At 63.1% G+C, this 18,079-nt stretch carries 19 protein-coding genes; 16 read left to right on the forward strand and 3 right to left on the reverse strand.

Annotated features, from left to right (window positions below; genetic code table 11):
* The first annotated feature begins 108 nt into the window (after positions 1–108).
* The 4 genes from JF545_RS08325 (at position 109) to JF545_RS08340 (ending at position 4,226) form a co-directional block, all read left to right on the forward strand.
* Complete coding sequence (locus JF545_RS08325; RefSeq protein ID WP_206941251.1) at positions 109–966, forward strand: MurR/RpiR family transcriptional regulator; 858 nt, start codon at positions 109–111, stop codon at positions 964–966.
* Between the two features lie 124 nt (positions 967–1,090).
* The gene (locus JF545_RS08330) at positions 1,091–1,966 is read left to right on the forward strand and encodes a putative selenate ABC transporter substrate-binding protein (RefSeq protein WP_206941253.1); all 876 of its coding nucleotides are present in this window, start codon (positions 1,091–1,093) and stop codon (positions 1,964–1,966) included.
* A 29-nt stretch (positions 1,967–1,995) separates the two neighbouring features.
* Positions 1,996–2,721: an ATP-binding cassette domain-containing protein gene (locus JF545_RS08335; protein WP_206941255.1), complete on the forward strand. Its 726-nt coding sequence runs from the start codon at positions 1,996–1,998 to the stop codon at positions 2,719–2,721.
* Positions 2,718–4,226, forward strand: a complete 1,509-nt coding sequence (locus JF545_RS08340; protein WP_242520749.1) for a PhnE/PtxC family ABC transporter permease — start codon at positions 2,718–2,720, stop codon at positions 4,224–4,226. The genes JF545_RS08335 and JF545_RS08340 overlap by 4 nt, the downstream gene beginning before the upstream one ends.
* Positions 4,227–4,335: 109 nt before the next feature.
* Here JF545_RS08340 and JF545_RS08345 read toward each other — a convergent pair whose 3' ends face one another.
* Positions 4,336–4,695 carry a RidA family protein gene (locus JF545_RS08345; RefSeq protein ID WP_206941257.1) on the reverse strand — a complete coding sequence of 120 codons (360 nt, stop codon included), beginning with the start codon at positions 4,693–4,695 and terminating at the stop codon, positions 4,336–4,338.
* A gap of 241 nt (positions 4,696–4,936) precedes the next feature.
* Between JF545_RS08345 and JF545_RS08350 the strand changes: the two genes are divergently transcribed.
* The 4 genes from JF545_RS08350 to JF545_RS08365 all read left to right on the forward strand — a co-directional run bounded on the left by JF545_RS08350 (position 4,937) and on the right by JF545_RS08365 (position 7,830).
* Positions 4,937–5,215 carry a BufA1 family periplasmic bufferin-type metallophore gene (locus tag JF545_RS08350; RefSeq protein WP_206941259.1) on the forward strand — a complete coding sequence of 93 codons (279 nt, stop codon included), beginning with the start codon at positions 4,937–4,939 and terminating at the stop codon, positions 5,213–5,215.
* 172 nt (positions 5,216–5,387) lie between these two features.
* Positions 5,388–6,398: an MNIO family bufferin maturase gene (gene bufB / locus JF545_RS08355; RefSeq protein ID WP_242520750.1), complete on the forward strand. Its 1,011-nt coding sequence runs from the start codon at positions 5,388–5,390 to the stop codon at positions 6,396–6,398.
* The gene (locus JF545_RS08360) at positions 6,395–7,297 is read left to right on the forward strand and encodes an HvfC/BufC family peptide modification chaperone (RefSeq protein ID WP_206941261.1); all 903 of its coding nucleotides are present in this window, start codon (positions 6,395–6,397) and stop codon (positions 7,295–7,297) included. Before bufB ends, JF545_RS08360 begins: the two co-directional genes overlap by 4 nt.
* A gap of 59 nt (positions 7,298–7,356) precedes the next feature.
* Positions 7,357–7,830 (forward strand): DoxX family protein, encoded by a 474-nt coding sequence (locus JF545_RS08365; RefSeq protein WP_206941263.1) that lies wholly within the window; start codon positions 7,357–7,359, stop codon positions 7,828–7,830.
* A 153-nt stretch (positions 7,831–7,983) separates the two neighbouring features.
* Here the strand turns inward: JF545_RS08365 and JF545_RS08370 are convergent, their stop codons facing one another.
* Both JF545_RS08370 and JF545_RS08375 read right to left on the reverse strand, forming a co-directional pair.
* Positions 7,984–8,838, reverse strand: coding sequence for a universal stress protein (locus tag JF545_RS08370; protein WP_206941265.1), 855 nt, complete (start codon positions 8,836–8,838; stop codon positions 7,984–7,986).
* A gap of 169 nt (positions 8,839–9,007) precedes the next feature.
* On the reverse strand, positions 9,008–10,504 hold the full coding sequence (locus tag JF545_RS08375) for a SulP family inorganic anion transporter (protein ID WP_206941266.1): 1,497 nt from the start codon (positions 10,502–10,504) through the stop codon (positions 9,008–9,010).
* Positions 10,505–10,779: 275 nt separating this feature from the next.
* Between JF545_RS08375 and JF545_RS08380 the strand changes: the two genes are divergently transcribed.
* From JF545_RS08380 to JF545_RS08415, 8 genes are read left to right on the forward strand one after another with little or no spacing between them, the layout of a single operon-like run.
* Positions 10,780–11,889: an aminoglycoside phosphotransferase family protein gene (locus tag JF545_RS08380; RefSeq protein ID WP_206941267.1), complete on the forward strand. Its 1,110-nt coding sequence runs from the start codon at positions 10,780–10,782 to the stop codon at positions 11,887–11,889.
* Positions 11,890–11,934: 45 nt separating this feature from the next.
* Positions 11,935–13,227: an ABC transporter substrate-binding protein gene (locus JF545_RS08385; protein ID WP_242520751.1), complete on the forward strand. Its 1,293-nt coding sequence runs from the start codon at positions 11,935–11,937 to the stop codon at positions 13,225–13,227.
* A complete protein-coding gene (locus JF545_RS08390; protein ID WP_206941268.1) occupies positions 13,214–14,941 on the forward strand; it encodes an ABC transporter permease in 1,728 nt (575 codons plus the stop codon). Before JF545_RS08385 ends, JF545_RS08390 begins: the two co-directional genes overlap by 14 nt.
* A gap of 24 nt (positions 14,942–14,965) precedes the next feature.
* A complete protein-coding gene (locus tag JF545_RS08395) occupies positions 14,966–15,685 on the forward strand; it encodes an ATP-binding cassette domain-containing protein (RefSeq protein WP_206941269.1) in 720 nt (239 codons plus the stop codon).
* A complete protein-coding gene (locus JF545_RS08400) occupies positions 15,672–16,379 on the forward strand; it encodes a TIGR04283 family arsenosugar biosynthesis glycosyltransferase (RefSeq protein WP_206941270.1) in 708 nt (235 codons plus the stop codon). Before JF545_RS08395 ends, JF545_RS08400 begins: the two co-directional genes overlap by 14 nt.
* Complete coding sequence (locus tag JF545_RS08405; RefSeq protein WP_206941271.1) at positions 16,369–17,037, forward strand: TIGR04282 family arsenosugar biosynthesis glycosyltransferase; 669 nt, start codon at positions 16,369–16,371, stop codon at positions 17,035–17,037. The genes JF545_RS08400 and JF545_RS08405 overlap by 11 nt, the downstream gene beginning before the upstream one ends.
* Positions 17,034–17,615: a sigma-70 family RNA polymerase sigma factor gene (locus JF545_RS08410; RefSeq protein WP_206941272.1), complete on the forward strand. Its 582-nt coding sequence runs from the start codon at positions 17,034–17,036 to the stop codon at positions 17,613–17,615. Before JF545_RS08405 ends, JF545_RS08410 begins: the two co-directional genes overlap by 4 nt.
* Positions 17,612–17,881, forward strand: coding sequence for a zf-HC2 domain-containing protein (locus JF545_RS08415; protein ID WP_206941274.1), 270 nt, complete (start codon positions 17,612–17,614; stop codon positions 17,879–17,881). Before JF545_RS08410 ends, JF545_RS08415 begins: the two co-directional genes overlap by 4 nt.
* Positions 17,882–18,079: the final 198 nt, after the last annotated feature.

Consider the following 18,079-nt stretch of genomic DNA (forward strand, 5'->3'; position numbering starts at 1 on the left):
AGCTGGCATTGTGTAGTTAAATCACCACATCCCCTGAGGGAGTCGCCCTGGCTACCCCTTCACCCCACCGTCCCATTCACCCACGCCGCTACGGAGCCACTGCCGACCATGGTTCGCCACGATCTTATCGAACGCATCCGCGCCCGCCTGGACGAGCTGAATCGCTCCGAACGCAAGGTCGCCGATGTCATTCTGGCCGACCCTGCCGCCGCGACCGGCATGAGTATCGCCAGTTTGGCTCAAGCCGCATCGGTCAGCGAGCCTACCGTCAATCGCTTCTGTCGCAACTTCGACGCCAAGGGCTACCCGGACTTCAAGATTCAGCTGGCCCAGAGTCTGGCAGGGGGCACCCCCTATGTCAGCCAGGCAGTGGAACCCGATGACAGCGCCGAGGCCTACACCGGCAAGATTTTCGGTGCCACCATCGCCGCACTCGATCTCGCCAGCCGCGAGGTCTCGCCCGAACGTATCGACCGCATGGTCGACTATCTGATCCAGGCCAAGCAAATCCATTTCTTCGGCCTTGGCGCCTCCGGGGCCGTCGCCCAGGATGCTCAGCACAAGTTCTTCCGCTTCAACCTCCCGGTCAGCGCCTACGTCGATGTGCTGATGCAGCGTATGGTGGCCTCGGCCTGCCACACCGGGGACGTCGTGGTGGTACTGTCCTACACGGGACGAACGCGAGAACTGGTCGATATCGCCGCCATCGCGCGGGAACATGGTGCCGTGGTGCTGGGCATCACCGCCCCGGATTCTCCCCTGGCTCGTCAGTGCACCGAAACCCTGACGGTCAGCGCCCCGGAAGACACCGATCATTACATGCCCATGACGTCGAGGATGGTGCAGCTCGCCCTGATCGACGTCCTCGCCACCGGGGTCACACTGCGACGCGGCGAGGACTTCCTTCACCACCTCAAGAAGATCAAGGACAGTCTGCGCAGCACTCGCTACAGCGTGGACGACTGAGTCGAGCCGCTGTCGCGGCATGCAGCTTGCCTCAAAGGGGTATTGGCACAACAATAGGCGCCCTGCCCCGCGGGAATGCCCTCGCGATGGCTGACCATGCACCTCATTGCTCAAAGGCTGCCCCATGCGCTCACTTGCTTCGCTGACGTCGTTGCTGGCTATCGCCACCGCCGGCCTGATTGGCCTGCCCTCCGTCGCCGCCGCGGACACCTTCCGCTTTACCGCCATTCCCGACGAAGACGAGTCGCGCCTGGTTGAGCGTTTTTCCAAGGTAGCCGACTATCTCTCCGACACCCTTGAGGTGGACGTGGAGTATGTGCCCGTCAAGTCCTACGGCGCCGCCGTCACGGCCTTCCGCAACGATCAGGTGCAGCTGGCCTGGTTCGGCGGACTTTCCGGGGTACAGGCACGACGCCTGGTACCTGGCTCCCAGGCCCTGGCCCAGGGCGTCGAAGACGCGGCCTTCGAAACCTATTTTCTGGCCCACGCCAGCACCGGCCTGGAACCCGCTGATACGCTCCCGGACAGCATCGAAGGCAAGACCTTCACCTTCGGCGCCAAGACGTCCACGTCAGGCCGCCTGATGCCCGAGCACTACCTGCGCGAGCGCTTTGATGCCGCCCCGGAAGAGCTGTTTACCCGGGTAGGCTTCTCCGGTGACCATTCGCGCACGATTGCGCTGGTAGAAGCTGGCACCTACGACATCGGTGCGGTCAACTTCAAGGTCTGGGACGCGGCGCTGGCCAACGGCGACGTGGATACGGACAAGGTCGACGTGATCTGGTCCACACCCAGCTACCCGGACTACCAGTGGACCCTGCGCGGCGACGCCGATGAGACGTTTGGCGCAGGCTTCACCGACAGAGTGCGCCAGGCACTGCTGAGCATGGATGATCCTGAGCTGCTCGAGAGTTTCCCGCGCTCAGGCTTTATTCCTGCCGACAACGACATGTACGCCCCCATCGAGAGCGTCGCCGAGAACCTCGGCCTGCTGCGCTGATGTCACAAGGCCCCAAAGACACTGCCTCGATGTCCGAGGCAGTGGACTTCACTGGCCTGAGCCTTGACGGCGAGGATCTCGGTCACGGACAGCAGATCGTGTTAAGGGATGTCCGGCTGCGATTGGAGCCAGGCCAACGAGTGGCGCTGCTCGGGGAGAGCGGCGCCGGCAAGTCCACCCTGCTGGCCACCTTGCGTCAGCGTCTGGGAGCGCACGCTGCCTGGTGTCCACAACACCATGGTCTGGTGCCCCAGCTCTCGGTCTACCACAACGTCTATATGGGACGACTGGAGCACCACTCGGCGCTGGCGAACCTGTGGAACCTGGTGCGGCCACTGGCCAGCTGCTGGAAGGACATCACCGCGCTGTGCCAAGCGCTAGGCCTCGACGGACTCGCCCGACGACCGGTGGGCCGCCTTTCCGGCGGCCAGCGCCAGCGCGTGGCCATCGCCCGGGCCCTCTACCAGCAGCGGCCGGTGTTCATTGGTGACGAGCCCGTCGCCAGCGTCGACCCTCATCAAGCCATGTCCCTGCTGGACCGGATTGACGCCCAGCACACCACGACGGTCATGGCGCTGCACCAGCGGGAACTGGCCCTGAGCCACTTTGACCGGGTCTGGGGCTTGGCTGACGGGCGACTTGTGCTGGATGCCCCCAGCCATAACCTGAGCCTTGCCGACCTGGACGCACTGTATCCCAGTGCGACGGCTGCGCCTGACGCGTCCGCCATCACCAGTGAGTCAGCGATCCCATGATGGCCAGCGGTGACTCCCGTCCCGGTCTGCTGGCCGGCGACGGCATCGGCGCTCGGCTGGCCCGGCATAGCCTGTGGCTGATCGCGCTGGCACTGATCGCCATTCCGCTGGCGGACCTCGAGATTCTCAGCCGTGACCCCTGGGCGGAGCTGGGACGCATGGCGCTGGGCCTGGCGCTGCCGGATCTCGGTGCCATCGAAACGCCGCTCCAGGCCATCGGCCTGACCGTCGCGGTGGCGTTCTGGGGAACCTTGAGCGGTGTCGTGCTCGGCTTGCCACTGGCATTGGTCTACTCGCGCTCGCGCTGGGTGCGCGCTGCCTCGGCGGGTGTGCGCGCGGTACATGAGTTGTTCTGGGCCCTGCTGTTCCTGCAGGTGTTTGGCCTGTCGGCGCTGACCGCCCTGGCGGCACTGGCGATCCCCTATGCCGGCATCTTCGCCAAGGTCTACGCGGAGATTCTGGAGCAGACCCCGCGGGCCGCCCAGGAGGCCCTGCCGGAGGGCACAAGCCGGCTGGCCAGGCTGGCCTATACCGAACTGCCGCTGGCATTCGCCCAGTTGGCCGCCTATACCCGCTACCGCTTCGAGTGCGCGCTGCGTGCCAGTGTTCTACTGGGCTTCGTCGGCTTGCCGACGCTTGGCTATCAGCTAGAGAGTGCCTTTCGCGAAGGCCGGTATCACGAGGCAGGGGCCCTGCTGTGGCTGTTCTACGCCTTGATCGCCACCTTGCCCTGGTGGGCCCATCGCCGCCTGCTGCTGCCGCTGGGTATCGCCAGTGTCACCCTGCTGGGACCGTGGCCGGAGATCGATGGAGGGCTGCTGTGGCGCTTCGTCAGCCAGGATATCTGGCCTCGTGCCCTGCTGACGGGCGATATCAGCGGCCTTGTCGACTGGCTGATGGGCTTGCCTGCCCTGGTGACAGCGGTCGCCAATACCCTGCTGCTGGGCTTGCTCGGCACGGTGGGCGCTCTGCTGATCGCACTGGCGCTGTGGCCGCTGGCTTCACGTCACTTCGGCAACCCGCTGACACGGGGCGCAGGACGGGGCATTCTGATCCTGCTGCGCTCTACCCCAGAGCTGATGCTGGCCTTCATCTTTTTGCTGCTGCTGGGTCCGTCGTTGCTGCCCGCCTGGCTGGCACTGGCACTGCACAATGGCGCATTGATTGCCTTTCTGGTCAGCCGCCACGCCCATGCCATCGAGCCCGGCATGGCAGGGCTGCCGGCATCAGGACGGCTGGCCTACGAGCTACTGCCCCGGGTCTACCCAGGCATGCTGGCCCTGGTCTACTACCGGGCCGAAGTGATTCTGCGGGAGAGCGCGCTGCTGGGCATGCTCGGGGTGGCCACCCTGGGTGACATCATCGACGATGCCTTCCAGATGCTGATGTTCGACGTGGCCTTCGCCCTGCTGGTGGTGACGGCACTGCTCAATATCCTGGTCGACGCCCTGGCGAGGCGTCTGCGTCCCTGCGAGCCGCCCATCGACGATCCCTGCCTGCGCTGACCTCATGCTGGAAACGACGACGCCGACCCAAGGGTCGGCGTCGTGGCTCACGACCTGCTGCACAACGGGCTGAACCAGTGTCGAGCTCAGCCGTTCACCGCAGGATGGCTCACCCCTTGATGGCAGCGGTCACGGTAATCTCGACCTTCAACTCGCCCGCCGGCATCGGCGCACAGACGCAGGTGCGAGCCGGAGCGTGACCTTCCGGTATCCAGGCGTCCCAGACCGCATTCATGGCCGCGAAATCCTCGCCTTCTTTCAGGTAGATGGTCGCGGTCAGCAGGTGCTCGCGATCACTGCCGACTTCGGCCAGCAGCTCGTCCACGCGCTCGAGCATGCTGGTGGTCTGGGCGGTGATATCGCCCTCACGCGCTTCGGGGCCGGCTACCTGGCCACACAGGTAGGCCACTCCCTGATGAATGACACCACGGCTCATGCGGGTCTTGGTGTCATGACGCTGAATGCTCATCGCGCTCTCCAAAAAAGTGATATCGACTGTAAATTAGCAACAAGGAAGATGTTTCATCCGAGGTCTTCCCGGTAGTCTCGCCGGCTGCCTTGGGCCGGCGTTCAATATAGCCAACTTTCGCCTGCGCGAGATAGCCCGATCGGGCGTTTTTGGCAGCACAACAGTGTCAGGTCTCTCTCATGAGGACGACTGAGTGATGACAGCCCGGCTGTCACCTTGTCTAAAACATGAGGGTTTACCAATGAAGCGTTCCATCATGATGGCAGCAGTGCTGTCGACCGCCATGGCACAAGCAGGAGTGATCGCTACCGCCCAGGCCGCCGACGGCGACATGGAAAAGTGCTACGGCATCTCACTGGCAGGCGAAAACGACTGCAAGGCAGGCCCAGGAACCACCTGTGCGGGCACCTCTACCGTCGACTACCAGGGCAATGCCTGGACGCTGGTTCCCGAGGGGACCTGTACCGGCATCGAGACCCCCCACGGCAATGGCAGCCTGAGCGAAGTCGAACGCCCCTGACGTCGAGTCAGACCTTCGACCACCGCGGGGCCAGGCGGACATGACCCCGCGGACTTCTTCCGCTTGAGGCCAGAAGCCCCGTGGCTGAAGACCTCAGCTCGCCGTAAGGTGCCGACCGTCGTCGACAGCTGGCGCCATGCAGGCGGCAAACGCCGCCAACGCGGAGTTCATCATGACGACACCCTCCACGCCCCCCGCCAAGACATCCTCGCTCACAGACTCGGTGTCGTCGGCCTGGACGCCGCCAGGGTCGTCCCGGGCGACGGCACTGGCCGCCAAGGCGAGCGCGCCAGCGGCGACCACCGGATTGCCGCTGCCACTGGCTGCCATGGGCATCGGCCTGAAGTTTCAGCATCTACAGGAACTTGCCGCGCTGGAGAGCGGGCCTGACTTTCTCGAGCTCCACGCAGAAAACTACATGAATGCGGGAGGCCCGGTACAGGAACAGCTGGCGGTGCTGTCGCGTCGCTATCCGCTATCGGTGCATGGTGTGGGGTTATCCCTCGGAAGCGCTGAAGGCATCGATCCGGAGCACCTCAAGCGCCTGACGACGCTGGTCGACCAGCTCAAACCGGCACTGGTATCCGAGCACCTGGCCTGGAGCCGCCTGGATGGGCACAGTTACAACGATCTACTGCCCGTGCCTCTGAACCAGGAGTCTCTCAGGGTGATGTGCGACAACGTGGCACGCACCCAGGACAGCCTGGGGCGCCAGCTGCTGGTAGAGAATCCGAGTCTGTATGTCAGGCTGGATCAGACCATGAGCGAGACACAGTTTCTGCAGGCCCTGGTGGAGGCGACTGGCTGCGGGCTGTTGTTCGACGTCAACAATGCCTTTATCAGCGCCGCCAACCTGAATCGTGACCTGGACAGCTATCTGCAGGAAGTGCCCTGGCACGCGGTAGGTGAATGGCACCTGGCCGGCCATACCCAGGACGGCACCAGCGACCTCTATATCGACGACCACGGCAGCCCGGTGGCAGATCCGGTATGGCAACGTTATCGGCAGGTGGCCCGCCTGCGCCCGGAACTTCCCACCCTGGTGGAATGGGACAACAGAGTGCCACCGCTATCTCGTTGGCTGGAAGAAGTGGCCCTGGCACGACGCCATCATGCCAGCGCCCAGGATGCTCTACCCTCGCAACAGGCGAGGCCTTTACCCGCTAGCGGAGCCTTGCCATGAGCCGCCTACAGGACTGGCAGCGCCACTTCATCGACGCTGTGCGCCAACCCCACCGCCCTTCCTCGCCGATAGCCGATACCCCAGGCCTCGATGTCTATCGCAATAACATTCGCTCGAGTCTGATCGAGGCGCTCAAGGACACCTTTCCCCACACACTGACCCTGCTGGGAGAGCGCTGCTTCGTCGGAGAGGCCTCACGCTTCGTCGCCCGTCATCCACCCAGGGACCCTCGTCTGGCCCACTACGGCGGTGACTTCGTTACTGCGCTCAGGCAGTCGCCTGACGTGTCGCGCTATCGCTTCGTTGCCGATATCGCGGGTCTTGAGCATGCCCGACTCAGGGTCAGCCATGCCGCCGACAGTATCCCACTGGAAGCCTGTGAACTGGGCGCCTGTCTCGACAGCGACAGCTGTCTGGTACAGGCCTTGCCCGCCAGTCGGTGCGTCTCTTGCGAGCACGATGTGGAAGGGCTGTGGCAGGCCCTGGAAAGAGGAGAAGGCAGCGCTCCGCTAGGGTCACAGGGACCCAAACATTGGCTGCTGGTGCGCCACGGCCAACGCGTCCAGATGACCCCCATCGATTACGTGACCGCAAACCTCCACCGGCGGCTTGATGGGACGACGTCACTGGCTCAGGCCCTCGGCGAGATGGAGCAGGAGCTGGCCGGGGGGCTACGTGCCAGCGACTCACTGGACGACCTGCTGGGGCGTGCCCTCGGCACACTGGTGGGTCAGGGGGCGCTATGCAAGCCCGCCGAGGCGTTTCATCAACCCGTTGAGGCTTTTCATAAAACCGCTGAGGCTCTTCATAAAACCGCTGCGGCTCTTCATAAAACCGCTGAGGCTCTACCACCCAAGGAAGCGTCACGCAACGCCGGTGAAACACCGCCACCCGTCTGAGCCAGCCGACGTTCAGGTGTCGCTGACAGCGTCTTTCTCGACCGCCAATGAGGATCGCCATGAGCATTCATACCAACCTGCTGACCACCTACGGACAGGCCTCGCGATGGCTGGACCATCGTTCGCTGGATCTTGTTTTGGTCCTCATGCGACTGGTTGTCGGCACCGTCTTCTTTCAGTCCGCCTTGACCAAGGTGGACGGCGTTGGCCTTGCCGACAGCACGTTCTTCCTGTTCGAGCACGAATACGCGCTGCCACTGATCTCTCCCGTGCTGGCCGCCTATCTGGCGACACTGGCAGAGTTTTCCCTGTCGCTGCTGCTATGGGCGGGACTTGCTACGCGGCTTGCGGCCACGGGACTGCTGATCATGACGCTGGTCATCCAGACCTTCGTCTACCCAGAAGCCTGGGTCACTCACGGGCTATGGGCTGCCAGTCTGGCCACCCTGGTGCTACGCGGGGCGGGACGACTCTCGCTGGATACGCTGCTGTGCCGACAATTGTGCAAGCGGCCAGAAAGCGGGCAGCCGTAGTGTCAGGCACTGATGCCAAAAAGACGGGGCGGCAGGAGACAGGCTGGAAGGAGACAGAACGGAGGGAGACGGCAAGACGAACGACGGGAGCAGCCTTCAACCACAAGACCGCTCCCGGCTTCCTTCTGGGAACTTCTCTAGATACGTAGCGGCCTAGCGCAGCAATAGCACCGGCAGGGTGGTGCGCCTTAGTACGCTGGTCGTGGTGCTGCCCACCAGCAGGTGCCGAATACGCGAGTGGCCGTAGGCACCCATCACCACCATGTCGATAGCATGTTGCTGCTGGTAGTCGCACAGGGCCTCTTCAACGTCGCCCGCGTAGATGCCACCTTCGGCCACATGACCGGCCTCTCGCAGGGTCGTCAAGGCCCACTCCAGCTGGCTGCGATGGTCGCCGGTATCGGCTCCCACCATCACCACATGGCAGTCAATGCCATTGAACAGCGGGCTACGCGCCAGCAACTCAACCCCCTTGCGGGTGGTGTTGCTGCCGTCGAAGGCGATCATCACTCGCTTGGGCACGCTGAACGACTCAGGCACCATCAGGATCGGCCGGTGCAGTCCGCGAACTACCCGCTCCAGGTTCGACCCAAGGTGTTCGCTGGCCTGTTGGGCGCTCTCGCCGCGCTTGCCAATCACCAGCAGACGAATGTCATTCTCGAGCTCGAGCACTGTCTCGACCAGGGTGCCATTACGCTGGCGACAGTTTGGCTCGGAGATGCCGGCCGCCATGACGCGATCCTTGGCCGCCTTCAGCATCAGCCGGCCATGCTCCTGGGCAACCTTGGCACGCCGCTCGTCCAGGCTCGCCAACTCTTCCAGCAGGTGTTCGCGGGCACCCAACCCCAGATTTCCAGACAGGTCTGCCTCTGCTGTCTGGGGGTGATTGTCCACCACATGAAGGAAGGTCAGCGGCGCACCCAGGGCCTGACTGGCCCAGGCGGCTACGTCGCACACGCTTTCGGCAAACTGCGACCCATCGATGGCAGCCATCACCTGTTCTGTCATGATTCTCATCCTGCCTGGCGTTGATGGATAAAGGGCCCCGAAAGACGGCGAGGCGCCCCGATGTCCTTGCATGATGCCGCGTGGCAGCGCGACCCGTCTCGTCACTCTCTCATGCCACACGTCCTTGTGTCTCGGTGCTCCACCTATCGTGCAGCACCTGTCACCGTGATCAGTGTCCGCCCATCAGCTTTTCCACCGCTGCGGGATTATCGTGGATGGCATAGCGATCAACGATGGTCGCGCTGGCTTCATTGAGACCGATCAACTCCACCTCGGTGCCCTCACGACGGAACTTGATGACCACCATATCCAATGCCTGCACCGCCGTGATATCCCAGAAGTGAGCGCGAGATAGATCAATCACCACTTTCTCGACACTTTCCTTGAAGTCGAAGGCAGCGGAGAAGCGCTGGGAAGAGGCGAAGAAGACCTGTCCAATGACCCGGTAACGGCGCCCCTGACGCTCGTCACCTTCGAGTTCCTCACTGGCAACGTAGAGGAAGTTGCCCACCTTGTTGGCGAAGTTGAGCGCAGCGATCAACACCCCTACGAAGACCCCAATGGCCAGGTTGTGGGTCCACACCACCACGGCCACTGTCGCGATCATGACAACATTGGTCGACATGGGGTGTTTCTTGAGGTCGCGCAGAGAACTCCAGCTGAAGGTACCGATGGACACCATGATCATGACAGCGACCAGGGCGGCCATGGGGATACGCGACACCCAGTCGGACAGGAACACCACCATCAGCAGCAGGAAGATGCCTGCCAGAAAGGTCGACAGGCGACCGCGACCGCCTGACTTGATGTTGATGACCGACTGGCCGATCATCGCGCAGCCTGCCATGCCACCCAACAGGCCTGTGCCGATGTTTGCCATGCCCTGGCCCTTGCACTCACGATTCTTGTCGCTGGGGGTGTCGGTCAAATCATCGACGATGGTGGCGGTCATCATCGACTCGAGCAGGCCCACCACGGTCAGCATGATCGCGTAGGGGAAGATGATGCCCAGGGTCTCCAGGTTCAGCGGTACGTCTGGCCACAGGAACACCGGCAAGGTATCCGGTAACTCGCCCATGTCGCCGACCGTGCGGATATCCATGCCGCTGAGCAGATACACGGCGGTCAGTACCAGAATGCATACCAGCGGAGACGGCAGCAGCTTGCCGATGCGCGGAACGTAAGGAAACAGGTAAATGATGCCGAGCCCCGCTGCCGTCATCGCGTAGACATGCCAGGTGACGTTGGTCAGCTCGGGCAGTTGCGCCATGAAGATGAGAATGGCCAGGGCGTTGACGAAGCCGGTGACCACAGAGCGCGACACAAAGCGCATCAAGTCAGCCAGTCGCAGGTAGCCCGCCACGATCTGCAGTACCCCGGTCAGCAGAGTGGCCGCCAGCAGATATTGCAGGCCATGCTCTTTCACCAGGGTCACCATCAGCAGCGCCATCGCGCCGGTCGCCGCGGAAATCATGCCCGGCCGACCGCCGGCAAAGGCAATGATGACGGCCATGGAGAAGGAAGCATACAGGCCGATCTTGGGATCGACGCCAGCGATGATGGAAAAGGCGATGGCTTCGGGAATCAGCGCCAGCGCGACGACGATGCCGGACAGCACGTCGCCCCGAATATTGGAGAACCAGTCTTGTGTGATCGATCGCATCATGAGGCGGTCCAGGGGATGAGTGTGAAATGAGGCCGCGGTCAGCCTGCGCCAGCCGCTTCTCCACGAGGAAGCAGCGCTCTAGGCATGGTGCCTGGCGCTCGCTGATCGTGTCTGACGGGAAGTGGCGCAGTCTACCAGAAGCACACCCGCAAGGCGACGCCAGGCACGCTGCAAGGCCTGACCTGCACGGCATCGCCCATTGGCCAGCGGCGAAAAAAACCTGTAAGGATCGAGCAGGTGGTTCGACTTATGACAAAACGTCCAAGGAACGCGACATGGAAAAGTGTGCTCCGCCCAAGCCTAGCGAGCGTGATGGCCCTCCCCTGGCTGCGCTCAAGCAGAGCTTGTCGAGGCACGGTTGGCCCCTGCCCCAGCCCCCTGCATGCACGGACTCACTGCTGCAACCGCTAGCCGATACCGGTCTGGCACATTGGCACGTTCGGCTGCCCCACGGCAGCGAAGACGGCGCCTGGCTGGCACGACTGCCCAAGCAGAGTCAGCTGGGTCTGGATGCCGCCAGCAACCTCAACTACCAGGTGGCCTGCTTCACCCGGGCGCAAGCCAGTGGCCATACCCCAAGACTCAACGACTGGCTACCCTGCGACGAGCTGTTGCCCAGGGGTGGCCTGGTAGTGGAAGCCATTGACGGCCGTTCGGCCAGGTTACCCAGCGACCTGCCCGCCATGACCACCGCCCTGGCCAGCTTGCACAGCCTGCCGCTGCCTGCCCTTGAGCAACGATCACCGTTGCTATCACCTGCCGACCCCTGGCGGGATATGCTCGATGATGTGCGGGCCCAAGCCCGGCACCTGCCCGACGCCAACCTGAGCCGCCACAGCCTGCCGCTGATCGAAAAGGCTCTGTCACAGCTGCCCTCGCAACTCCCCGTCGCCAATGCCGCCGTGAGCCTCATCAGCTTCGACGCCCACCCCGGCAATTTCCTGATCACGCCAGAGGGCCGGGCAGTGCTGGTGGATCTGGAAAAATGCCGCTACTCACTGCCCGGATTCGACCTCGCGCACATGAGTCTGTATACCTCTACCACCTGGGACCTGCACAGTCGCGCGGTGCTGTTCATAGAAGATCTGGTGGCGCTCTACCAGCGCTGGCGGGCGCGCATGACCGAAAGCGGGCGCGACACGCATTGGCGCAACCTGATGGCCTGTCGCCATGCCATGTGGCTGTGGTCACTGACCTGGTGTGCCAAGTGGCGCGCGCAGCAGCATCAGCAGATAGATCGTCGCCATCGCGGTGAAGACTGGTCCGCTCAGCTCAGCCAAGCCGCGCTGGTCGATCACGTGGCCGACCGCGTGGATCACTACCTGTCCGCCCCCATCATCCAACGAGTCACCGACGAGCTGGCGGAGCTGGCCGATGCGGGCTGACTCGACTCCAGCATTTTCGCCTGCTCATTGCACAAGGATGCGATCATGACCCGCTTTGCGTCACGCACACCCCTATCCGCCGTTGTCCGTCGACTCGCCGTCACCATGCTGGCGCTGGCTCCGGTCCAGGCCACTCTGGCCCAAGAGACTCAAGCACCAGGCACTCTTGCCCAGAGCTCACCGCCACCCCACCCGCTGCTCCAGCAAGACTGGAGCGACGTCGAGCAGCAGGCTGAGGGTCAGACCGTCTACTTCAACGCCTGGGGAGGCGATCCCAACGTCAATGGCTATCTCGATTGGGTGGCAGGTCAACTCGATCAGCGATACGACGTGGAGCTGGTGCACGTCAAGCTGGAGGACACTGCCGCCGCCGTATCCCGCGTGTTGGCGGAAAAGTCCGCAGGCAACGTCGACCAGGGAGCCATTGACCTCATCTGGATCAATGGCGAGAACTTTTCTGCCATGAAGGAAAATGGGCTACTGCTGGGCCCCTTTGCCCAGCGCCTGCCCAACTTTGCGCTGACCTCCCCCGACGCGAATCCCGAAATGACCACGGATTTCACCGTGCCGACTGACGGCTACGAGTCGCCTTGGGGAAAAGCACAACTGACGTTCTACTACGACAGTGACCGTGTCGACTCCCCCCCGCAGTCTCTTGATGCACTGCTGCAATGGAGTCATCAACATCCAGGCCGCTTCACCTATCCGCTGGTCCCGGATTTCCATGGTTCCACGTTCCTCAAGCAGGCGCTTCTCGCATTGGTCGACGATCCCGCCGTGCTCTCCCGCCCAGCCAGCGAGGTTGATGCCGAGGCGGTCATGACGCCACTGTGGGACTATCTCGATGCCTTGCACCCGCAGCTGTGGCGTCAGGGACGTGACTTCCCCGCCTCCGGGCCTGCCATGCGCAGCCTGATGGGTGATGGCGAGCTGTCACTGGCTTTCACCTTCAACCCGGCGGAACCCGCGGCGGCGGTCAGCTCCTACCAGCTGCCCCCTTCGATCCGCAGCTACGTGCTGGAAGGGGGCACCATTGGCAACGTTCATTTCGTGACGATTCCGTTCAACGCCAGCCATGTGGCCGGCGCCATGGTCACCGCCAACTTCCTGCTGTCCCCGGAAGCTCAGGCGCGCAAGCAACAGCTGGATGTGTGGGGCGACCCCACGGTCCTCGACCTCGAGCGTCTGGACAGCGACCAGCGGGATGCCCTGACGCCCATGGATGACCAGCCTGCGCGCCTGCCCGTTACTGAACTGCAAAACACCTTGCCTGAACCCCATCCGAGCTGGATGGAAGCCGTCGAGGCCGGCTGGCTGGAGCGATATGGCACGCGTTGACCAGCGTATCCTGGCCGCCGACTCCTGGTTTGTGAGATTGACACGCTGGGCGCCTTTGCTCACCGTGTTACTGCTTGTCGTGCCGGTCATGGTGGGCGTTGCTGGCGTCACGGCGCCAGCCTTTGGCTGGCTGCCTGCGCTGGGCGGGGAAAGCCTCAGCCTGGCGCCCTGGGTCGCGCTGTGGCACACCCCAGGCCTGGGCGAGATGATCACGATGAGCCTTTCCACGGGCTTGATCAGCACGGCGGTGGCGCTGGTCATCGTCATCCTGTTTCTCGGGGCCTTCGCCGACAGCGCGGCCTTTGTCTGGCTCAAGCGCCTGCTATCACCACTGCTGGCCGTGCCTCACGCGGCAGCGGCCATTGGCCTGGCCTTTCTGCTCGCCCCATCGGGACTGGCCATGCGGCTCGTTTCGCCCGGTCTGAGCGGTCAAAAGGTACCGCCGGACTACCTGTTCCCCGGTGATCCTCACGGCATTGCCCTGATCGCTGGGCTGGTGGTCAAGGAAGTCCCCTTCCTGCTGCTGATGAGCCTGGCGGCGTTGCCTCAATGCCAGGCCCATCACCGCCGCCATCTGGCCCTGTCGCTGGGCTACTCTCCCGTCACCGCTTTTCTCAAGGGCGTCTTGCCGAGCCTGTATCCATTGATCCGGTTGCCGGTCTATGCGGTGATCGCCTTTGCTTCGTCCAACGTCGATGTCGCCATGATTCTGGGCCCTTCGACTCCGCCACCCCTGGCCGTCAGCGTTGTCCGCTGGCTAGGGGACCCGGACCTTTCCATGCGTTTCATGGCATCCGCGGCAGCGCTCACCCAGCTGGCGGTCACGCTGATGGCGCTCGGCATATGGTGGTGCATCGAGCACGCTATTCGCCTGCTGGCCACACCCTGCTTGACCGATGGTCAGCGCCACCTTGGCCAGCGTTTGGGAGTGGTGCTTGGCGGTGGACTGACCTGGCTCAGTGCGGGCCTGCTGTGTGCCAGCTTGCTGGGGCTGGTGCTGTGGTCTCTGGCCGCCTACTGGCCGTTTCCTGCCAGCTGGCCAACCCCGCTGACCCTGGCCAACTGGCGCGCTGCACTGCCGGGACTCCTGCCCGCTGCAGGTACTACGCTGGCCCTGGCAGTGGCTGCAACCCTACTGTCGACGATACTGGTCGTTGGCTGCCTCGAAAGCGAATCCCTGCATCAGCGCAGCATGGGCAAGGGCGCCACCCTGGTGCTCTACCTGCCACTGCTGGTACCGCCCGTGGCCTTTCTCTACGGCCTCGTTCAGCTCCAGGCTCAGCTGTTTCTGATGCCAGGATTTGTCCTGGTCGTGGTCGGCCACAGCCTGTTCGTATTGCCATATGTGTTTCTGTCCCTGGCCGAGAGCTACCGCCGCCTGGATCCCCGCTGGAGCCAGGTCGCTGCCAGCCTTGGCAAGAGCCACGCCAGCATCTTCCTGAGGGTACGCTTGCCCCTGCTGCTCGCGCCGATGGCGACCGCCATGGCGGTGGGTCTGGCCGTCAGCATCGGCCAGTACCTGCCGACCTTGCTGTTGGGCGCGGGCAGACTGACCACGCTGACCACGGAGGCGGTTTCTCTGGCGTCCGGCGGCGACCGCCGGCTGACCGCTATCTATGCCCTGGCTCAATTGGCACTACCCGCCATTGGCTTTGCCTTGGCCATTGGCCTGCCTCGTCTGTTGCATCGACGGCGGCGAGCCCTGTTGACCTGACTCCACACAACCCGCGAGACCGCTATGCCCGAACTACGAGACACCGCTGGTACGTCGCGCCGCCCGTTGATCTTTGACGGCGTCAGCATCAGCCTGCAGGAGACACCGCTCGTCTCTCTGTCGGCGCGCATCGACGCCGGAGAGGTCGTCAGCGTGATGGGGCCTTCTGGTGTGGGAAAGTCCACCCTGCTGGCGTTTGCCGCGGGCTTCCTCGCTCCGGCCTTTCACGCCAGCGGGGACGTTCGCCTGGGCGATCAGTCGATCACGTCACTGCCGACGTCCGCTCGTCGACTTGGCTTGCTGTTTCAGGATGCCCTGCTCTTTCCCCACCTTAGCGTTGCTGGCAATCTCGCCTTTGGCATGCCTCCGTCTCGACATCGCCGCCAGCGCCGAGAGGTCATCGATCAAGCCCTGTCGGACATCGGCCTGGAAGGTTTCGGCGAGCGCGACCCCGCCACCCTCTCGGGGGGCCAGCGTGCTCGCGTCGCCCTGATGCGTACGCTGCTGTCGCGCCCCCAGGCCATGCTACTGGACGAGCCATTCTCGAAGCTGGATGCCACCCTGCGCCAGGAGATGCGCGAACTGGTCTTTGGCCGCATACGGGAATACGGACTGCCTGCACTGCTGGTCACCCACGACCGGGCCGACGCCGAGGCCGCCGCAGGACCGATCATTGAGCTGTCGAGTGCCAGCACGGGACAGACCACCAGCACATGGCGGAGCGCACAGCATGCCCGACGCTGAGGCACTTGCCACGACGCCGCAACTCACCGTCATCATCCCCACCCTGAATGAGGCCAACATCATCACCGCTAGCCTTGACCGACTGGATGGCTGGCGCCGCGCAGGGGCCGAGATCATCGTCGTCGATGGTGGCAGCAGCGATGGCACCTGTGCGCTGGCGACATCACGTGCAGACCGGGTGATCTCCGCCGCTGCGGGGCGAGCCCGGCAGATGAACGCAGGCGCCGCCTCGGCTCGCTCGCCGGTACTTCTGTTTCTCCACGCGGACACTCAATTGCCGCCCGACGCCATGCCAGCGGTGTTGAAGGCCGTTGAAGCCCGTGTCTGGGGGCGCTTTGACGTTCGCATACGCGGCCACTCGTCGATGCTGCCGATAGTGGCCGCCTGCATGAACCTGCGCTCGCGACTGACGGGCATCGCCACCGGAGATCAGGCCCTGTTCATGCAACGCGCCACCTTTGTCGACCTGGGCGGCTTCCCGGACCAGCCCCTCATGGAAGACATCGAAATGTCCAGGCGACTCAAGCGTTCCTCTCGTCCCGCTTGCCTCAGGCTAAAAGCCACCACCGACGGGCGTCGCTGGGAAAAAAGAGGCCTCGCTGCGACGATCTGGCTGATGTGGCGGCTGCGCTTTCGCTACTGGCGTGGTGCCAGTGCTGTAGATCTCGCCAAGGAGTATCACCATGTGCGATGACAGCGCGCACTGTCAGGGGCCGGGCACCACCGATGGCGACCTGCCTGTCATCTCGATTCTGGCCAAGGCCCCACTGGCAGGACTGGCCAAGACACGCATGATCCCTGCACTAGGCCCAGAGGGGGCGGCGCGCCTCCAGCATCGATTGATCGAGCACACGTTGAAAGTGGCACTGGAGGCGACTTCTGCAAGTCGGATTACCCTATGGACAGCACTGGATCATCAACATCCCTGCTTTTTGCAGGCGCAGGATCGCTACGGTGTTCGCCTTGCCCGCCAGCCCGACGGCGACCTGGGAGCGAGGATGTATGCGGCACTGGCCGCGACTGACGCCCCAAGCCTATTAATCGGCACAGATTGCCCGTTAATGGATAAGAAATTACTGAAAACTTGTCAGAAACGACTCAAACAGGTAGACAGCGTCTTTCTTCCCGCGGAGGACGGCGGCTATGCTCTGGTTGGAGTTCGCCGACATGACCCACGGCTCTTTGAGGGAGTCGACTGGGGCACGTCCGGGGTCATGTCCCAGACGCGTGCACGTCTGGCGGAGCTTTCTTGGACATTTGAGTGTCCAAGCACGGTCTGGGATCTGGATACCCCCCAGGACCTGGCTCGACTAGCCGACATGGAAGCCCTCTCGCTGGAGATTATGCCGTGACCGAAGACACCCTCACTGACCGCCACAAGAAGCTTGCCGCGGTTCGCCCTCGCTTGCTGTCCTTTGCACGCATGCACCTGCGCGACCATGCCGCCGCCGAGGATGCGGTGCAGGAAGCGATGATTGCCGCCATCGAGAAAAACGACAGCTTTTCAGGTCGCTCCGGCTATGAGACCTGGGTCTTCGGCATCCTCAAGTACAAGCTGCTGGATCAGATGCGCCAGCAGAAACGTCACGGTCGCTGGGAACCCTTTGACGAAGAAACGACGGATGATGCCATTGATCGCATGTTCCAGCAGGACGGGCATTGGACTCACGAGGCCAAGCCCCAGGCTTGGGACACCCCAGAGCAGGCATTCGAAAACGAACATTTCTGGAAAGTATTTGACGCCTGTATGCTGGGCCTTCCTGACAACGTGGCACGGGTATTCACTCTGCGCGAATTAATGGGCCTTTCTACCGAAGATATCTGTAAGGAAGTGGGCATCAAAGAAAACAACGCATGGGTGATCCTGCACCGGGCTCGCCTCAAGCTTCGCGCTTGTATTGAAAAAGGTTGGAAGGAGGATGCGGCATGATGATGTGCAAGGCCGCTACCAAGCTGATGTCAAAGCAGCTGGATGCGCCCCTGACGACGCGAGAGAAGCTCTCGCTTCGTTTTCACCTGATGCTCTGCTCGGTCTGCCGTCGATGTGACAAGCAATTCGAGATGTTAAGAAAGGCGGGACGAGCCTATGGGGGGGCCTCCGCTGACAAGGCTGAACACCACTGCATGGCTAGCGAAGAGGACATGAAGAAGGTTCAGGAAGCGATTGCCCAGGCGGAAGAACGCCGCCAGGGATAAACGCCAGCCTATCCCCCGGCGGATCGCGTAGCGCTCGAGCTTCGACGGCTACAGCGAAAGCTTCGATGAACTACAGCAGAAGCTTCGACGACTACGGTATCAGCCCCGTTTGTCACACTCTTGTGAACCCCGCCTACAGGCTATCTCTCCTACCTGCTACCGAGACAGCCTGACGGCGGTATTCCGCATCACGCGTGC

The organism is Halomonas litopenaei (genome assembly GCF_017303055.1).
Lineage (GTDB): Bacteria > Pseudomonadota > Gammaproteobacteria > Pseudomonadales > Halomonadaceae > Halomonas > Halomonas litopenaei_A.